Genomic DNA, 18,594 nt, shown 5'->3' on the forward strand with positions numbered 1-18,594 from the left:
CACTTTTTAAGACCCAATAAGAGGTTTCTTTCGGATGAGGAAGAGGTTGTTATAGAAACTTTTCTTCTATAGTTACTTATCTTATAAAAAACATGTTATAACATAGTATATTGACATTGAAATAGTACACCGTTGTTTCTAAAACATTGTTAGAAATTGGTTTAACTTCCCCAATAAATTTGTTCAATTTTTATTTCATTTCGCTATAAATCGTAATATACTTTGATTTTCTCAAATATTATGTTATCGCAACTTCTCAAAAGTAAAATATTATTATTTAATCCCTATTAAATATATCTCTTGTATAAACTTTTTCTAATACATCAGACAATTCATCTGAAATTCTATTTGAAATAATAACATCCGATGTTTTTTTAAATTCTTCCAGATTCGTTACAACTTTAGCATCAAAAATCTCTTTTGAAGACAAAAACGGTTCATAAATAATAATATTTACATTATATTTCGTTAATTGTTTAATCACATTTTCAGTTGACGAATCACGAATATTATCAGAATCTTTTTTAGCTAGCAAACGATAAATGCCTACATTGTATATATTATTTTTTGTTATTTGTGTTGCTATAAACTCTGATCTTTTTTGGTTACTTAATACAATAGAATCTAACAAAACAGTTGGAAGGCCTTCACATTCACTTAACATATGTTTTGTATCTTTAGGTAAACAGTATCCTCCATAACCAAAACTAGGATTATTGTAAAATTCTCCGATTCTTTCTTCAGAACAAATTCCTTCAATGATATTTTTAGTATTTAACCCTTTCATAATGGAAAAACTATCAATTTCATTGAAGAACGCAATTCTCATTGCAAGGTATGAATTTGAAAATAACTTAATTGCTTCAGCTTCAGCTGAATTTGTCAGTAGAATCGGGGCAACTTCATTTAACGAGAACTCCGATAATAATCTTCCAAATCTTTGACAATATTCAGCTCTCCCTCCCAAAATAATTCTAGATGGAAATAAGTTATCTAATAATGCTTTTCCTTCACGCAAAAACTCTGGAGAAAAAATGATCCGATCTGTGTGAAATTTTGTATTCAAATAATTCGTAAATCCGATTGGCACTGTAGATTTTATAACTATATATGCAACAGGATTAATACTTAGGCAATCAGCTATAACTGATTCTATACCCTCAGTATCTAATACTCCTTTATTTTCATCAAAGTCTGTTGGTATTGCTATTATGATACAATCAACTTTTTCAAAGTACTTCTCATCATAAATACAAGCTTCGAATTTCAAATCTTTATTTAAAAAATATCTCTCCAACTCATAGTCGATAAATGGACAAATTTTATTATTAAGCTGTTCGACTTTCTGTAAATTAATGTCTAATCCAACCACGTCATGTTCCTGAGATAACAGGACAGATAAAGTCAAACCGACGTACCCCATACCAACTGTAGTTATTTTCATAATAGACCTTCTACTACTTTCTTATCTGTTTACATTCAGCGCACCCACTTGATTTAGTTTTTTTAAACCTAATTTATAAGTGGTTGGATTTAATTCATAGGTAATGAACTTTCTATTTTTCTTAAAAGCACACAAAGATGTAGTCGCTTGCCCCATAAACGGATCCAACACAACATCACCTTCCAGAGAATAAATATCAATAAGTTGATTGACAATTTGTTCTGGAAAAGCTGGTGGTCTTGTAGAATAATCCCAAGGTATATTCCAAATGCAGTCAATAAATTTAGTGCCCTCAATGTTTCTATCCCACACTATAAATTCTGACTTTTTCTTAAAAATCAATATGTATTCATAGTTATTTAGAATCAAAGACTCATTATTCGAATAACTTGAAGGATATTTTTCAACTTGATTTTTGATATATGAAGTATTATTCAAATTCCATATTATTGTCCCTTCAATATAGAAATTATGCTCCGCAAAGAATTTTTCAATTTCATGTTTGATATCGTAATACATATTTTGATTTTTTCTGCTAATTTCTACAGAACTGCAAATATTGATGCAAATTGTTCCTGTTTCTTTTAATATTTTACTACATCTTTCCCAAACACTATTTAGACTCTGAATATAGCCTTTATATGTTTCTGTTAACCCAATCTGATCATCGTGTTGATAATCAACTAAATTAAAATATGGTGGAGAAGTGATTATTAAATCAACAGAATCATTTTCTACATCTTCCATAGCTCTGGAATCACCTAAATAAGCCTTATTCTCTGTTTTCATGTTTTTTACTCCTTTTAGTTTTTTCTATTAACATATACGAGATTAATATCATTACAATCATAAAACAAGAAATCAATAAGATAGTTATTCTCATATTAAATATTTGAATTCCTACACCAATTATCGGATTTACCAACATTGTAACAAGACTAATTGAAAAGGATAGTCCTGATATAACTGTTGCTCTTGAATTGTCATCAACCCAAAGATGTAACATCTCCATGATAATAGGATCAAGAATATCTATGATAATGTACAACAGTAGAAAACTAAATATAAATGTGGCATTGAAAGGCAAAATTTGAAAAATAATGGAAATCATTAGTATCAATGATAGCAGCATAATTAATTTAGAAACTCTTATTTTTGATATTTTATAAGCTTGAGTTGCTACTATGCCACCAATGATACTATAAATCATAAACATAGCTCCATTAATAGATGTAGAAAATCCTATTTTAGAAAAATAATCTGGTAATAAAGCAAATACTACGTTAATTGCTGAGACAATAACCGTAGTAAAAGCGAACATGAAAAGAATTTTAGTAGATTTTAGCAACCTATGAAAAACTGAAAATAATTCTTTAAATTTCGGAACACCATTTTGATTAAGATCTTCTATAGAGTGTTTCTGATTATCTGGAATAGATATGATGATTATCATTGAACCTATAAGTGTAAAAGATTGTATAAAATATGGTAAACATCTTGTAATGCTATATAAACCACCTCCTATAAATGTAGCAATCCCCAAAGTCAGAGCGCTGATTAATTGTAACTTTCCTCGTATTTTCCCATAACTCTCCTCCTTGCCTTCACTTCTTAGAGATTCAAAAAACAAGGCATCATCAGCTCCACTTAAAAAAGCATTTCCTACTCCTTCTAAAACAAATGCACCTAGTATAACATAGTAAACATAGTCCTTCATTAGCAAGATTGATGAAAGAGTTAATAATGGAGTAATTGATAACAGAACTAGTCCCAATAGAACGATTTTCTTCTTACTAAACCTATCTCCTAAAATTCCGGAGGGAATCTCTGAAACTAATTGTGAAAATAGAAAAATAGATTGAAAAAATGCAAATTGTACTAAAGATAATCCCAAAAACTGAACAATAAAGATAATATTTACTATTCTAGTAAATCGTAAATTTGTAAAAATGATATATAGATAATATTTTAACTCTGATGAAATTTTATTGCTTCTCATACCACATTCCTTCTAATTCATCTTTTACTAACCAAAAATTATCAACATCAAAAGATTTAAAAATAGCTTCCAATTCTATTCTATTCATAAATTCATGAAACAATGGATCAGATTTTCTAGTTTTATTCAAAGATGCTGATTCAAAAATACCTATTTTCCCATTATTACTCCTATGCATGCGATTTCTACAACTAAGAGATGGCATATCTATATATATTTTGGGATATATTTTATTACTGATTCTCCAGGCTTTGCCAATTGCTTTACACTGACTTAACTCTTCACAAACTATAATTTCTTCAAAATTTTCTTCAAAATATTCTGAAATGAATTCTGGTAAATACGAAATGATTGATCTACGAAAATGAAGTAATAGTTCTGGTCCAAATACAATATTCTTTGCACTAGGCACTAAATCATACAAACCTTTTAATTCATCATCACTAAAGTTATGTTTTTTTAATATCTTATCAATCATTTTATAAGATAAATCTCTTCGAATTATTTTTATTTCAATGCCTACACGTTTTCCTAGCTGTTCAAAAAATATTTCTAAGCGTTTAACAAATTGTTGCCATCTTTCTTTTTCACAATCATCTTTACATGATTCAATAGGTGTATCCACATATATTGCACAATTTAAATTTTTCATGATGGCCTCATTAATAGGCATCAGTATATCAAAGTAAAAATTGATAGCCAGATTATCAATTTTTGCATCACAGCGATCAATACAAGCCCCCCCAACAACAAGACTGTTATTTGGAGAAAAATTACTTGTTTCATCAAAAACTATTAAATTATCCCTAAAACTAGCATCATAATTTAAGTCATTTAATGAAATTATCTGATTTAAATCTTTTTTATACATTTTTTTCACTAGTAAATTGGAAAAATCAATATCTTCAATCACAGGCATGTATTATCTTCCTTTCAATAGTCCTTTTTCAAGCATAATTCTAATAATTGAACGAATACCGCTCTCTTCCTTATATTGAATTTCATTTTTTGATTCATACACCGAACCTTCATTAATATATGATATTATATTGTCGAAGATTTCTTCTTTATATCTTGTACTAATATTAGAAAATGCTTCTCTTACTTTAGTCACACCTTCACTTTCTTCAAGTAACTCATCTGTTGAAAATAAATATCCATACTTAGATAAGGTATTACAATTCCCAGAGATTTGATTATATTTTTCAAGCAATAATGCCTGAGAATAATTTGAAAGCAAAAAATAATGTGGTTTTAAGCCTAATTCTAAACTCTCTAAATAAAATGTCAAACCAGGTGTTGTAAATATCCTACTTGCTTCACATGACGCTGATAGAAACTCTTTATGGGACATTACTTTAAATGTAACATTGTAGTCAAAACGGTTGTTTGATTCAATCCATTTTTTCTGCGTCATGTTACAAGCACAATCAATCTCATATTTATCAATATTAGGTATTTTTGAAAAAAGTTTTAGATAAAATAACATGTACTTTTTGAAAAATACATCATTTTCATATGGAGTAACTATACCAGCGAAATTTAATAGAATTTTATTGTTTTTGAAATCTTTTGTTTTTGTTATTCCTTCCGTATTAATAATAGGATTTATTGTTTGGATATTCTTATACTGCGATAAATTATTGGGATCAATAAAAGCATTTTGAACAAAATAAATATCATATTCGTTAATCCCATCTAGGGGTTTTTCCCACATCCAACTTAGACTATCAACAAATACACTTTTTACATTTAAATTTGTATCTCGTTGAATTTTAGGAATATTCAGATTCATAACATTAATTAAGAGTTCATAATTCTTAATATCTACTATTTTCAAAAAGCTTTCAGACCTAATTTCATCAGTATCACACTCGATGTATTCTAATCTATTACCAAAGTTGGTCTTAAAAAATTTATAGATTCTCCATTTCCGCAAAATGTAATCTCTTTATATCCCATCTTCAATAGCTCTTTGATAATAGAATATAATTTGGAAGACGGACCAAAACCAAAATTTGTAGTTACTGTCAAAATTCTCATAACAATCACCTAATAAATATATGCTTTTCTATGTACTTTAATATTTTTAACCATTCAAGTTTATCTGGAAACTCATCTTCAGAATCATAATAAATAACATGAACCTGAGTACCTGTTGTGTGTAAACCTTCATACAATGGTGTTTTTGAACCGATTCTTTTGTTAATTCCTAAGACAATAGGAATAGAGTGCGCTGAAGCCCAACCAAGTTCCACAGCACATCCATAACTATTATTTGGAAAAGTAATATATACATTACTTTGTTTCAGTATCGAATAATCTCTAAGGGTACATTCTAAAGAATCTGCAATCTTTTTGCCAAATTCTTCTTCCTCTAGAGCACAAAACACATTATGACCATACGATCTCAAATCAGAAATAATCCCCTTAATTCTGGACTTTGTCGCAGTTTCTAACGGACTTTTCAAGTTCGGATTAATTATTCCTGTGATTGGTGTACCTAAAAAAATATCCATTGTTATTCATTCCTTTCTTTCGTTTCATTCAATACACAACACTGAGTTAAAAAGTATTGTGCTCTTTGTTTAAAACTATAATATAAAACGTGAAAACATATCACTATTACAAATCGCGACGAGGCGATTAAGTGAGTGCTTCAGCCAATACATTTGAAAAAATCCATCATTATAACTGTAGTTCATCCTATTAGGTACAACCAACTGTGACCATAATACTAAAAAAATCAAAGAGAAAACTAGGAAGCTTGTCTTGTACATCTCAAAATACTGATTTTATAATGAAGATAAGACTAGAATGCTAATTAATAGATTTACAGATAAATATCTGATATCTTGTATTGCTTTACGATTTCTTAAGATTATAATTAGTAAATTTATTATTAGATAAGCGACTTGTTTATAAAAAGAAATAGGCCTTTCTCAAATTTGGTGAAGGAATACTCCTCGTGTTTCAATTACTCAAAATTAGAGTAAATAATAAATATATTACATTTATATTTTTTCAAACTTTCCCTCACAATTATTTATTAAATTGAAGAAACATCTACTAATAGCTATTCCCCCATTCTGAATAATAAATAGCTTAAGATAATAGCTTTGAAGTAAAGTATCCTCGTTAAAACAGATCTCTCCTTCAACTACTTTAGTTCCAATATTTTTAAAACGTATTCTTTTCAACTCTGGTGAGGTATTTGATGACTTTTCTACATATGTTGGTAGCTGTACTCCTAAGTAAACATCTCCTCTATGTTGTGGAGTAATAACAATCTTATATTTTATTCTTAATCTTTCTCTATCATAATTATCACACATAAAATCTACTTCTGGCATGCCTGTCATTGAAGTATTTTTATCACCGCACCTATAACAATAGAAAGAATTAATATTGAATAAATTGTTAGTTTCTGGAATATAGTTGCAACCAACACCCGAACTTCCACAACAACATATTTTTTTGAAAATACTACTTTCATCAATTATAGACCTAAAAATATTATATCGATCAAATTCGAAAAGCTCGTCATTTTGGTTCTGAATCATTATTTCAGCTATCTTTTTAGAAATAGGATTTACTCTATTTATTAAATTTTGTTCAAAATTTAAATATTTTTCTTCTGTCACTCCATAGGTACCTCTGCGTGTCATTTGCATGTAATCTGCTAAAACATTATTAGATAACTTTTTTACCTCATGTTCACTACTTAATAACCCAGACGAAACATATGAAGCAAGTCGCGATAAAATCATTTTGCTACTTTGGGTTAATCGGACAATCCCATTTATATTTTCAAGTGATTGATCTACTTTTCTAGTATTTGGGAGTCCAATATTAACAATTGAAACAAACGGCTGTACATCATTTAATTTATTATGAAGTTTGGTTCCAATATTTGTCAAATTTGAATCTGAAAAAATTTCATATATCTCTGGATTATCAATCGATTGAACAGCAATAGAAGCAACAATATTTCTTGCTATTCCATCGATAGCATCTAATGTTAAGTTGAATCTAGAATCATACAATCTACAATCATTAAACGGAAAATTACTACAAGATAATAAAAATAATGTTTCAACATTTATAGAGCTAATACGTATTGCTTTACTCTCATCCTTAAAAAAAGATTGCCCTTGATGGCCCCAAGAAGGAGCAAATTTTTCTTGTTGAGGAATTAATTTATTAAAACCATGCAAAGTGAAATCAGCTAAATTTAGATGATCTTCTTTTCCATGTCCATGAAAAACTAATTCTGACCAAGATTTTTCTTCCAAAAGATTTTTTATATTTTCATTTTCAAGCCTTTTTATATCAAAAATATCCCATTTGTTTTTTGTTTCACTAAATTCATTTAACTTTTTATGCGAAAAGACTGCTTTTCGTACTTCTTTTTCACTTTTTGAGTAAAACTGCTTTCCTATCATCCAAGACAATGAAGATAGATCTCTTCCTGTCAGTATGTACAGTTCAATATTATTTTTCTTACAATATTCTAATATAGTCAAAATTTTATATTGTGAAAAATCTTTATATAGTCCTATTACTACCAGATTTTCTATGTTTATCATCTCATTTAAAGAGGTCACCCACTTCTTACAAAATAACCTACAGTTTTTATAAAACTCTAAATCAGAAGATAGAGTGATCCCTGCATCGCATTGGTAAATTGGCGTTGTTTTATAGCATTCGGAATATTCATTGTTAATTCGCTTGATATTATGAAGTAAATCTTCTCTTTTGTGGTCAACAAAAATAGGAATTTCTCCTTGAAAATTTAAACCCATAGTATTAAAAGCATTCGAATACTCTTGTACATTATTTGATATTTTAAATAAATTCTGTTTTTTCAATTAAAGCCTCCCAAATTATAAATACCGTATTTTATACTATGTATCTATAAAATCTTAAGTCTTTAGAATATTCTAAAGACTTAAGTGTACACTTAAGCATTTTACCCACCAACAATTATAATAATATCCATCACCAAAACCAAAATCGGCAAAAATTTTGAAATTTTCTTCATACTCGGACTTCCTTTCCGTTTTTATTTATTGTACAATAAATAAAAACGGATTTAATTTTTGTTGGGAAAATGGGAAATTATGAAATCAAAACTTGGCATCACACTTAGAAAAGTTCGTAAAGGAAAACAAATTAGTCTATGCTCTGTAGCAGATGAACACCTTTCAAAATCTCAAATATCTAGATTCGAACGTGGGGAATCAGAGATATCTTGTATTCGACTTATCAATATTTTAGACAAATTACACATTACTTTAGATGAGTTTCTTATTTTACATAATGAAAATTATACTAATGCTGAATTATTCGCTAATTTGGTTCAATATATTCGTAAGCAATATTCATCACATAACATCAAAAATATAGCTGCTCTACTTTCTGACTCATCACATTACACTTTAAATTCTTTCGATAAAACAATGATAAAATCCATTCTACATACAATGGATTCCAGCATTATTCCATCAAATAAAGAATTACTTCAATTGACAGATTATCTCTTCAAAGTTGAAAAATGGGGTTACTATGAAATCACTTTATTAGGTAACTGTGTACGAACAATAAACTACAACTCCTACTTCCTATTAACAAAGGAAATGTTGAACAATTACATCTACTCTTCGTTGAATAAAACAAATAAGCGAATTGTCACTCAATTGGCCATCAATTGTCTAATTCTTAGCGTAGATAAGGAAGAATTTTCAAACTGTACTTGTCTAATCACCGAAATAAAAGCATTATTAGATAATGAATTAAACTTTTATGAACAGACAGTTTTTCTCTATGCAACTGGTTACTTTGAATTTAAGCGTCATTTAGATAGCGGAATTGAAAAAATGAAACAGGCCATACAAGTCCTTGATATTTTAGGAGAAGACAAGTTAAAATTACACTATACTAGCCATTTCGATAAACTGGTAAACAAAGAATAGATGAAATGATTCTCTACTATTTAACATTTTACAAATCAAGGGTGTCTCCATAAACTCACAACATCTCTAATGATTTTACCCTGATAGCAATAGACAGTTAAAAAGCCCTGAAATCAGCTAAATTTCAAGGCTTTCTTTATAGGCTATTGTATCAATTTACTTATTCCGATTTCTGTTGCTACTAGTTTAATTGTCATCCTTCAATACTTTCTAAATCTTTTAACTTAACCGAAACAATTTTTGAGACACCTGACTCTTGCATGGTCACTCCATAGATGGAATCAGCCGCTGCCATGGTTCCCTTACGGTGGGTTACGACGATAAACTGGCTGTCCTTGTCAAAGCGGTTAAGGTAATCCCCAAAGCGTTTGACATTGGCTTCATCCAGCGCAGCCTCTACCTCATCCAAGATAACAAACGGAATAGTTTTAACTCGAATGATAGAGAAAAGCAAGGCTAGAGCCGACAGGGCTTTTTCCCCACCACTCATAAGGTTGAGAGACTGGATTTTCTTACCTGGTGGTTGAACAGAAATCTCAACCCCAGCTGTCAGCAAGTCGCCCTCAGTCAATATCAAGTCCGCCTGACCTCCACCAAACATCTGCTTGAAGGTCACTTTAAAGGACTCACGAATAGCCTCAAAGGTTGATTTAAAGCGATCTTTGACCTCATCATTCATCTCTGTAATGGTCTCAAGGAGCAGATTTTTTGCTGACAAAATATCATCTCGTTGTCTATTTAGGAAATCCAGACGATTGTGAACTTCTTCGTACTGTTCAATAGCTTCCAAGTTGACTGGACCCAGTGAGCGAATAGCCTTCTCCAAATCCTTAACCTCTTGCTCTGCCAGATTGAGATTTTCCAATTCATGTGCCTTTTCTAGAGCTTCAGTATAACTAATCTGGTACTGGTCTGTTAATTGACTTTGTAAATGGCGCAAATGCTCACTGACTTTTTCTTTCTTGGCTTCAGCACGCGTTTGCTTGCGAATCCACTCCTCATTCTGTTGGCGAGCCTGGTCCAAATGACTAGCAATATCATCCAGCTGACCTTCAATATCATCCAACTCAAACTGCTTGCGAATTAAACCTTGTTGGAGGTTTGTTTTCTGCATTTTGGCTTCTTCTACCTGTTGACTGAGCAATTCTGTATCAACTTTCTCAAGATTGTCAACCTTTTCTTGAAGAAGGCGCTGGATTTCCTCTTGTTCGATATTCAGATTATCCAATTCCTTGCCTAGACGGTCAATATCAGCCACTTCATAACGTTTTTGCCCTTGCAGTTCTGTCTTAAGCAGGCGAGCTTGCGCTAGCTCTTCCTGCAAATTTTGATAGCGTTCTTGGATGGCATTTTTGTTGGACTTAATTTCTTCAATCTCAGCTTCCAGATTTTGCTTGTCACTGGCAATGGTAGCAAGGCGATCTTGGCATTTTTCCTTATCTGCTTGCCAATCTCCGTCAGAAAGACGATCTAATTCCTCTTCTTGGAGTTTCCAAAGAGTTTCCAGTTCTTCAACTTGCTGACTGGTCTGCTGATAGGCGAGGGACAAGCCTTGCTCCTGAATACGAGCCTGCTCTCCCTGATATTTAATAGCTTCTAATGATTCGGTCAATCTAGCCATCTGGTCTTGTAAGATCTTCAAACTCGACTCTTCTGAACGAAGACTTGCTTCCTCTTCAGCAATTTCTTTTTGCAATTGCTCCAGTTCTGGCTTGATAAAAATACTGTTATTCTGGCGATTGGCACCACCCGCATAGGAACCACCTGTTCGCAACTCTGTTCCATCCAATGTCACCATACGAACCTGATAACGAACCTGGCGAGCTGCTTCACGCGAATGCTCTACAGTATCAAAAATAGCCGTCGTAGCTAGCAAGTTCTTGAAAATAGCTTCCAACCTATTATCGAATGTCACCAACTCATCTGCCATGCCCAGAAATCCCGGACTTGCAGCGATAGCATCTTGATTCTGGCTAGAAATCGTACGAGCCTTGATCGTTGTCAAAGGAAGAAAGGTTGCACGACCGGCTCTGTTTCGTTTAAGGAAATCAATCGCCTTGGTTGCCGCATGTTCATCTTCTACGATGATATGCTGACTGCTGGCTCCGAGCGCGATTTCCAGCGCAGTTTGATAATTCACATCAAAGGTCAGGTGCTCACTGACTGCCCCAATAATCCCATCTAGGTGGTCTTTTTCTTGGAGAACACTCTTCACACCTGCATAAAAGTTACTGTGATTTCTAAGGATGTTTTCCAAACTCTGGGCTCTAGCCTGTTTATTTTTGAGACTATCCAGACGGTCAAAGAGTTGACTTTGTTGAGCTTGATAGGAAGCTTTCTGCTCCTCTTGCTCCTTGGCAATAGCTTGATAGTTAGCCAATAATTTCTGAACCTGCTCCTTGGCAGTTTCAAGCTCTTCTTTTTGCTGACTAGCCTTCTCTTTAGCTGTAGCCAATTGTTCTTTGAGTTTTTCTAGTTGATCTGCTTGTTTTTGAGAAAGCTGACGACTATTTTCCAACTCGTTTTCGATACGGGTCAACTGGTTTGAGACATCTGCTTCTTCTTGTAAAAGGGCTACAAAGCGTTCACGTAGAAGCTCAATCATCTGATCAGGATCATCTGAAAAAGCCAGTAATTCAGCTTCTAAACGATTAAGTTTTTGATTATTTTGGACTAGATTTTCCTCTAACAGAGTTAAAGAGCTTTCTTTATCAGATTTTTCTTGGCTGAGTAAATTTCTCTTATCCTCCAAAGCAGCCAAACGAGCTTGTGCTTCCTGTTGATTCAGGGCTACTTGCTCAGATTCTAATTTCGATAGGGCTAATTTTCTCTCTAAGTCACTAATTAGACTGGTCAAATCCATCAAACTGCCTTGGTCTTTGGCCATTTCAGCCTGTAAATCTTGGCGTTGCTTCTTGAGATTCTGATTTTCCTCTTCTAATTTTTCACGCTTTTGATAGTAGCTCGTCAAAAGTTCCTGAACCTGAGCCAACTCTTCTTCTGTCGAGTCTAGTTCAGCCTTATTTTCCTTGATTTGAGCAACCAGAACATCTAAATAAATAGCCTTGCGTTGACCTTCCAAGTCTAAAAACTTACGGGCATTCTCAGCTTGCTTCTCAAGAGGCTTGATTTGATTATCCAACTCGTAGATAATGTCTTCAAGACGATCCAGATTATCCTGAGTTTGCTGCAGTTTACTCTCAGTTTCTTTTCTGCGAGTCTTGTATTTCAAAACACCTGCAGCTTCTTCAAAAATAGCTCTGCGTTCCTCAGGCTTGGAATTAAAAATCTCCTCAACCTTCCCTTGGGAAATGATGGAGAAGGAATCTCGTCCCAAACCTGTATCCAAGAAAAGGTCATGAATATCACGCAAACGGACTTTCTTGCCGTCAATCTTGTATTCGCTATCTCCACTACGATAGATATGGCGTTCCACCCTAATTTCTTGGCCTGCATCCTTGATAAATCCGTCATGATTATCCAGAGTCACAACTACAGAAGCATAATTGAGCGGTTTGCGACTTTCAGTTCCAGCAAAAATGACATCCGGCATCTTGCCGCCACGGAGACTCTTAACACTTGACTCCCCCAAAGCCCAACGCAGACTTTCTGTAATATTCGACTTTCCAGATCCATTGGGTCCAACGACTGCCGTCACACCTTGGTCAAAGACGACCTTGGTCTTGTCAGCAAAAGACTTGAATCCCTGAATTTCGATTTCCTTTAAATACATGAATCCAGCCCTTTCTCAACGGCATTTTTGGCAGCTTCCTGCTCTGCTAGTTTCTTAGAACGACCTTGACCTTGACCAATGCTTTTACCTTCAACAAGAACTTCTACATCAAAGACCTTATCGTGTGCAGGACCCGTTTCAGAAATCACCTGATAACGAATAGCCACATCGCCATTGACCTGAAGTAACTCTTGGAGATGGGTTTTGTAGTCTGTAATCATCTCAAATTCGCCTGCTTCAACCTTAGGAATCATGACTTGATAGATAAATTCCTTGACCTTGGCCACATCCTTGTCCAAAAGGAGAGCACCAAGAAAGGCTTCGAAGGCATCACCAAGAATGGTGTCACGATTGCGTCCACCAGACTTTTCTTCCCCTTTACCCAGCTTGATAAACTGATCAAACTGGCAATCACGTGCAAAACCAGCCAAGCTTTCCTCACGGACAATCATGGCACGAAGTTTAGACAAATCACCCTCAGGTTTTTTAGGATATTTTTTATACAGATATTCTGAAATCAATAACTGTAGAACAGCGTCTCCTAAAAATTCCAAGCGTTCATTGTGTGAAATTTTTAAGAGGCGGTGCTCATTGGCATAACTCGTATGAGTAAAGGCAGTCTCCAGTAACTTTTTGTCTGCAAATTCGATTGCAAAATGGTTCTTTAGTACAGTTTGTAATTCTTTCATACCAACCTCTTTCTAACTGATAACAGTCCTTTTTATTATATCAAAAAAAGCCTCCTGAGTCACTCTAAAACGGGACTGGAGGGGATTTGGGCATTCTTTAGACAGAGATTTTCAGTTTTATACTCAATGAAAATCAAAGAGCAAACTAGGAAACTAGCCGCAGGCTGCTCAAAGCACTGCTTTGAGGTTGTAGATAAGACTGACGAAGTCAGTTACATATATCTACGGTAAGGCGACGTTGACGTGGTTTGAAGAGATTTTCGAAGAGTATTAGGGGCAAATTTGAGGCAGGATAAACAAAAAGCCCTATTAAAGGCTTTTTAGGATGTTTACATCCACCCTGAGGGAATCGAACCCCCATCTCAAGAACCGGAATCTTACGTGATATCCATTACACTAAGGGTGGAAACTTGTTTTATTATAACAGAAATTTGCTCTAATAACAAGTTTTTTTCTAGTGAGATAGGCCGTCTTAGTGGGAAGCATCCCCATTCCAGATAGAGTTTTTCACGATCACATAATCAACGTGTTTAAGGTCAGCAACCTGACGTCCACCTGCGTATGAAATGGCACTTTGCAAATCTTGTTCCATCTCAGTTAGAGTGTCTTGCAAATGACCTTTGGCAGGAAGCAAGATGCGTTTGCCTTCCACATTTTTGTAAGCACCTTTTTGATATTGTGAAGCTGAACCGTAGTATTCTTTGAATTGTTCACCATCGACTTCAATCGTTTTCCCTGGACTTTCGATGTGTCCAGCAAAGAGGGAACCAATCATGACCATGCTAGCACCGAAGCGGATAGACTTGGCAATATCACCGTGAGTACGAATTCCTCCATCAGCGATAATCGGTTTACGCGCAGCCTTGGCACACCAGCGTAGAGCAGCCAACTGCCAACCACCTGTACCAAAACCAGTCTTAACCTTGGTGATACAAACCTTACCAGGACCGATTCCGACCTTAGTAGCATCCGCACCAGCATTTTCCAATTCACGCACAGCTTCTGGTGTTCCCACATTTCCAGCAATGACAAAGGTATCTGGCAATTCTTTCTTGATGTGTTGAATCATAGAAATCACGCTATCCGCATGACCATGAGCAATATCAATAGTGATATACTCAGGAGCATCAGTCTTGAGCTGTCTAACGAAATCATACTCATAGTCCTTAACACCGACAGATATGGAAGCAATGAGCCCTTGATTGTGCATTCGTTTAATAAAAGGAATGCGTCCTGCCTCATCAAAACGGTGCATAATGTAGAAGTAACCACCTTTAGCCAGTTGCTCTGCTACATTTTCATCCAAAATCGTCTGCATATTAGCTGGCACAACAGGTAGTTTAAAGGTGTGATTTCCTAGAGTGACACTTGTGTCCGCTTCTGCACGGCTTTTAATGACACATTTATTTGGAATCAATTGAATATCTTCGTAATCAAAAATTGGAAATTCATTTAACATATCGATGTCTCGTTTCTTTTGTAATGACCTACCTATGCTCTCGCATCACTACGCCTTTTCCGACGTTTCCTTAATTCATTATAAACCAAAGTACAGTTTTTGTCAAATAATTTTATAAATTGAAATATAATGTTCGGATTTTATTGCATAAATAACAATAAAAAGAGGAGAGATTATTTTCTCCCCACTTCTTTAGTAATATTACTTTTAAATATTTCTTCGGAGTTTTCCAGCATTTCACAAAATTCACGATAAGATGAAGACTTCTGAGGAATTTGGATAGACCATTTCTTCAACAAAGCTCCATAACCTGCTAGCTTTCCTATCTCATTATCAATAACCTTGTCCTCGCTCGGAAAAACCAGACCAGCCTTCTCAGCTTTTAAAATATAAGAATAGGAAATCAGCTGGAATAAGTCCTCACGGTTGATTCCTTTTTCAGTCAATTCCAGTTTTTTATACTTAGCATCTAATACTATTTTAAGCTCTTCTTGATAAAAATCTGGATATACTTTCCGTTTCCCAACAGAAAATACCGAAATACCACCTAGTTTTTCTTTATTTCGTGGATGTACAAAACATTTTGGCAACAAGGTGTAAACATACTCTTCCCAAAGCCAGGCAACATCAAAGAGAATACCATAGATTTTTTGATCTTGATACCCTAAACCGTGCTTTTCTTGGTTTAGGATCATCAGACAAAGTTCTTGTAAGTTTCTGTACTCGTGAAAGTATGCATGACGTATAGGTTTAGATTGATTTCCCCGAATAATCTTAGCACGATCAGCTAGTTTATAAGAGGGCGTTACCCGCACGATTTCAGATACGTTTTCACGACTAGTTGAGAGATTATCTAGTACCCCTTGACCAATGCTTTTCTGATTCTTAATGTATTCAATAGTGTGACGGACCAACTGCATGAGGGGATTATCATAGGTGAACTCTCTCGTTGTGTAGACAATATTTCCCGTGAAAGGAAGATTTTTCTTGAGATGGTTTCTTACATCAATCACTCCCTTAACATGACTGTCGTTATGAGAAAATCTCTGGTATTCCTTATAAAGACCTTTTCGAATAGCAGCTTGTAGATACTCGGGGAAGAGATACATCAAAAGTTGATAAAGCCTCTCTTCACGAGACAAAGCAACATCTAAACTAGTGAGATTGATATGAAGAACCTTGTTTAAGAGATAATGCAAAAAATGGTCATTACTCTCATCAGAAAATCGTGAGGAAATCGTTAATCTTTCCTGACCATATCCAAGAAAACCAATCACGTTCCCTGTCTTGATTTTCTGATTGACTGTTTCAAAAATCTTTTGGTCCTTATCCAAATCAGGAGTATGAGTCAAATCATTTGGAAAAATGAAAATACGTTCATCTTGGGATAGACTTTCCAAGGTTCTGTCTAAAAGAAGATTGCTTAGTTTAGGATATTCTTCAACAAATTTTTCTTTAATAATCTTGTGTTGATTATCAGTTATCCTCATCTTTATTTTCATCGCTTTCTTCGTCATCTGTATGTTTCTGAATAGTTTGCTCATTTTCTTTTAAATCAAACGCTTTTTTCAATATTTTTAGTTTTTCAACTTCCTCATAGGAACCACGTAGATAATCTTCCAAAAGCGGTTTAAGGTAATCAGACCAAAGTAATTCATAGTCAAAATCTACATCCTTCAACTTAAGAAAATAACTTGGTCCAATATGATAATGACTGTTTAATTCCTGAACATTTTCGATAGCAGCGTTCAAGTTTCTTAGACGAATTTTTGCTTCTTCTGCATGGATATTCAACTCTTTATCCAACATGCCAACTTGACCCTCGGCAGTAACTTCAACAAAACGAAAACGACGACGCATAGCAAAATCAAAGGTATCCACTGAACGATCAATATCATTCATAGTTCCGATGATGTAAACATTTTCGGGGATATAGAACTTTTCATCAGTTTCGTGTAGATTTGCATATTGGGTAGAAACACTTCCTTTTTCACCACGATAGCCAGGGTCGATAGAGAAAAAGAGTTCGCCAAAAATCTTAGAAATCTCCCCACGATTGATTTCATCGATGATGAAGACGAATTTCTTATCAGTATCAATTTCTATTGGGGAAACATAGTCTTTCAAACCAAATCTCTTTCTCAATGTTTCTAGGACAGTTTTTCCACCACTTTTGTAGTATTCTTGCTTATTATAATTTTTATCTTTATACAACTCGTAAACATATTTGCTAGGTAGTGACCATCCTGGAACACCACTATCATAATTTACTGACAAATTTTGTCTACTATTAACAGATAAGTAAGATGTTTTTGTTATATATTCTTTTTCTTCAGCAACATTTATATATTCTAAGTAAGAATCCCAAGCCTCATCAAAATTATCTTGTCCTCCAATCAATTGGGTTTCTTTTGCTTTCTGACAAAAATCTTTAAAAATACCGTCCTGTAGCCTAAACTCAATAGCTCCATCCCCATTTGATACTGGTCTTAAACCTTCTACAAAATCCGTATAATCATAAGATGGATGAAACTGTACAAAGCCGATTTGCTCCTCATGACCTTCCGTTAACTCTTTAGCAATTTCTTTAGCAAGATAAGTTTTTCCCGTCCCCGGTGCACCACGGAGGATGAGGTTTTTGGATTTTCTTAATATACCACTATAATTAAATAAAAAATCATTCCTTAACATAGTTTCACTTTCTAATTTTTTATACTTTTTCCAATTAGGATGATTCAAAAAATAGTCATAGTCTTGAATTATGATTTCATCACTTGCAGCAAATTTTATTAACTGGTTAGTCTCTTTAGTTCGATACTTAATATCTGATGGAAACCATATTGTTTCTTGCCCCGTAAAGAAAAACCACTCCCTCTCTATATACTCTTTTTTCCAATCAACAATAATGGTATGCCCATCATCTAAAACCTCTTTAACAGTCGCCATTCCACGAATTTTCATCACAGAAACCTTTAAATCATCTTTCTTTACAAAAGGTAAATTCTTCTTTTTGACATATGTGGATTTAGCAAATAAAACGTCACCTGGTTTAATTTTATTAAACAACTTTAACATTTTTTGATACTGTTTATTTTCCTCGTTGTTATGCCATCCTAATTCCCACTTTCCTTCTTTCCTGAAATATTCAAGATAATCATCATCACCAAATCTTGTACCAACAAAAAAGTAATTATTTTGTTTACTGTTCATTTGAATACTCCTTTAATTTACTTTCACAAGTAAGTTCTATTAATATATAGCTCATCTCTAGCATATCATATCCTATAGAAAAAGA

Annotated in this window: 15 protein-coding genes and 1 tRNA gene; 1 reads left to right on the forward strand and 15 read right to left on the reverse strand. The window is 33.8% G+C overall.

Translation table 11 applies throughout. From position 1 onward, the window contains the following. Positions 1–277: 277 nt before the first annotated feature. The 9 genes from HT678_RS09655 to shp3 form a co-directional block, all read right to left on the reverse strand. Positions 278–1,444, reverse strand: a complete 1,167-nt coding sequence (locus HT678_RS09655) for a nucleotide sugar dehydrogenase (RefSeq protein WP_000705670.1) — start codon at positions 1,442–1,444, stop codon at positions 278–280. 21 nt (positions 1,445–1,465) lie between these two features. Next, complete coding sequence (locus HT678_RS09660) at positions 1,466–2,233, reverse strand: site-specific DNA-methyltransferase (RefSeq protein WP_000846118.1); 768 nt, start codon at positions 2,231–2,233, stop codon at positions 1,466–1,468. Beyond that, positions 2,217–3,443 (reverse strand): MFS transporter, encoded by a 1,227-nt coding sequence (locus tag HT678_RS09665; protein ID WP_001257305.1) that lies wholly within the window; start codon positions 3,441–3,443, stop codon positions 2,217–2,219. The genes HT678_RS09660 and HT678_RS09665 overlap by 17 nt, the downstream gene beginning before the upstream one ends. After that, positions 3,430–4,362 (reverse strand): hypothetical protein, encoded by a 933-nt coding sequence (locus tag HT678_RS09670; protein WP_001144047.1) that lies wholly within the window; start codon positions 4,360–4,362, stop codon positions 3,430–3,432. Before HT678_RS09670 ends, HT678_RS09665 begins: the two co-directional genes overlap by 14 nt. 3 nt (positions 4,363–4,365) lie before the next feature. After that, positions 4,366–5,283 carry a hypothetical protein gene (locus HT678_RS09675; RefSeq protein WP_240153455.1) on the reverse strand — a complete coding sequence of 306 codons (918 nt, stop codon included), beginning with the start codon at positions 5,281–5,283 and terminating at the stop codon, positions 4,366–4,368. A gap of 44 nt (positions 5,284–5,327) precedes the next feature. Beyond that, positions 5,328–5,486 (reverse strand): hypothetical protein, encoded by a 159-nt coding sequence (locus HT678_RS11620; RefSeq protein WP_240153456.1) that lies wholly within the window; start codon positions 5,484–5,486, stop codon positions 5,328–5,330. Between the two features lie 5 nt (positions 5,487–5,491). Continuing rightward, a complete protein-coding gene (locus tag HT678_RS09680) occupies positions 5,492–5,962 on the reverse strand; it encodes a hypothetical protein (protein WP_000350878.1) in 471 nt (156 codons plus the stop codon). A gap of 495 nt (positions 5,963–6,457) precedes the next feature. Next, positions 6,458–8,314 (reverse strand): hypothetical protein, encoded by a 1,857-nt coding sequence (locus tag HT678_RS09685; protein WP_000744515.1) that lies wholly within the window; start codon positions 8,312–8,314, stop codon positions 6,458–6,460. A 101-nt stretch (positions 8,315–8,415) separates the two neighbouring features. After that, positions 8,416–8,487: a peptide pheromone SHP3 gene (gene shp3, locus HT678_RS09690; RefSeq protein WP_001812431.1), complete on the reverse strand. Its 72-nt coding sequence runs from the start codon at positions 8,485–8,487 to the stop codon at positions 8,416–8,418. A gap of 79 nt (positions 8,488–8,566) precedes the next feature. Between shp3 and HT678_RS09695 the strand changes: the two genes are divergently transcribed. Beyond that, positions 8,567–9,418, forward strand: coding sequence for an Rgg/GadR/MutR family transcriptional regulator (locus tag HT678_RS09695; RefSeq protein ID WP_172924919.1), 852 nt, complete (start codon positions 8,567–8,569; stop codon positions 9,416–9,418). A gap of 193 nt (positions 9,419–9,611) precedes the next feature. Here HT678_RS09695 and smc read toward each other — a convergent pair whose 3' ends face one another. The 6 genes from smc to HT678_RS09725 all read right to left on the reverse strand — a co-directional run bounded on the left by smc (position 9,612) and on the right by HT678_RS09725 (position 18,509). Further along, complete coding sequence (gene smc, locus HT678_RS09700; RefSeq protein WP_172924920.1) at positions 9,612–13,151, reverse strand: chromosome segregation protein SMC; 3,540 nt, start codon at positions 13,149–13,151, stop codon at positions 9,612–9,614. Continuing rightward, positions 13,142–13,840, reverse strand: a complete 699-nt coding sequence (gene rnc, locus HT678_RS09705) for a ribonuclease III (protein WP_000661480.1) — start codon at positions 13,838–13,840, stop codon at positions 13,142–13,144. Before rnc ends, smc begins: the two co-directional genes overlap by 10 nt. Positions 13,841–14,174: 334 nt before the next feature. Then, a tRNA-Arg gene (locus tag HT678_RS09710) sits at positions 14,175–14,246 on the reverse strand. A 66-nt stretch (positions 14,247–14,312) separates the two neighbouring features. Beyond that, positions 14,313–15,299, reverse strand: coding sequence for a GMP reductase (guaC, locus tag HT678_RS09715; protein WP_172924922.1), 987 nt, complete (start codon positions 15,297–15,299; stop codon positions 14,313–14,315). A gap of 173 nt (positions 15,300–15,472) precedes the next feature. Next, positions 15,473–16,789, reverse strand: coding sequence for an McrC family protein (locus HT678_RS09720; RefSeq protein WP_172924924.1), 1,317 nt, complete (start codon positions 16,787–16,789; stop codon positions 15,473–15,475). Then, a complete protein-coding gene (locus tag HT678_RS09725; RefSeq protein WP_172924926.1) occupies positions 16,776–18,509 on the reverse strand; it encodes an AAA family ATPase in 1,734 nt (577 codons plus the stop codon). Before HT678_RS09725 ends, HT678_RS09720 begins: the two co-directional genes overlap by 14 nt. Between the last annotated feature and the right edge of the window lie 85 nt (positions 18,510–18,594).

The organism is Streptococcus sp. 3167 (assembly GCF_013277175.1).
GTDB lineage: Bacteria > Bacillota > Bacilli > Lactobacillales > Streptococcaceae > Streptococcus > Streptococcus pseudopneumoniae.